The sequence below is a fragment of the Prevotella sp. TF12-30 genome (assembly GCF_003436715.1).
Classification (GTDB): domain Bacteria; phylum Bacteroidota; class Bacteroidia; order Bacteroidales; family Bacteroidaceae; genus Prevotella; species Prevotella copri_A.
Genome location: NZ_QSQJ01000128.1, coordinates 1 through 701 on the forward strand (window position 1 = coordinate 1; position 701 = coordinate 701).

Below are 701 nucleotides of genomic sequence, written 5' to 3' on the forward strand. Positions count from 1 at the left end.
TTTGCGTCATGATAAGTTCCGTTCTCCTTCAAGGCCGCATACACCGGACTTTCCTCATATGATGTTGCGGAAAGCGGTTGGGAGAGACTTCCTACTATGTCTGTTCCAACAGCTGTGACCCTATGGTGGTAGGCTTGGTTCTCCGCCATGTCCCAAGTCAGGTTTCCGTCGCTGTCAAGATACGAGCCTTTGAGGGTGATGCCGTACTTTACCGCCAGATAGCTCTCCACTTTTCTGCGCTCATCGGGTGTAAGCATCCTGCTGAACACAATAAGCTCAGGGGCATATCCACGGATGGAAGCATTACCGAAGAGCGAGGTCGGGAAATCCGTACCGAAACTGCCAGAGGTGGAAGGGGTTCCTATGAATAATGTGGTGTTGGAGTTGTCTCCCCACAATGTTGTTGAAGGATTGCTTACCTTGAAGTAGGACACAACTCGCAGAGCGCTTTCCTTAAAACCGTTCTCGGACAAAGAATCACTTGACTGATAAAGCAGGTCTTCACCCGATGCTGAACCATAGTCCAGTGGTTCAACACCTCTACCCCTTACGGCTTTGTCCTTGCTCAGAATGGCTCCGTCGCCCTTGCGGCCGTCAAGAGCATAGACAACCATATCCTTACCGATGGTTGCCAGTTCCGGTGAAAAGACACCGATGACGGTAGCCTGTGAGAGGTCGCCGTGCTTGAGGCTGGCACTCAG

Annotated in this window: 1 pseudogene; it reads right to left on the reverse strand. The window is 51.6% G+C overall.

Features of this window, described 5'->3' with window-relative positions:
* Positions 1 to 701: pseudogene (locus tag DXD25_RS17380) on the reverse strand (T9SS C-terminal target domain-containing protein); the annotation flags it as partial.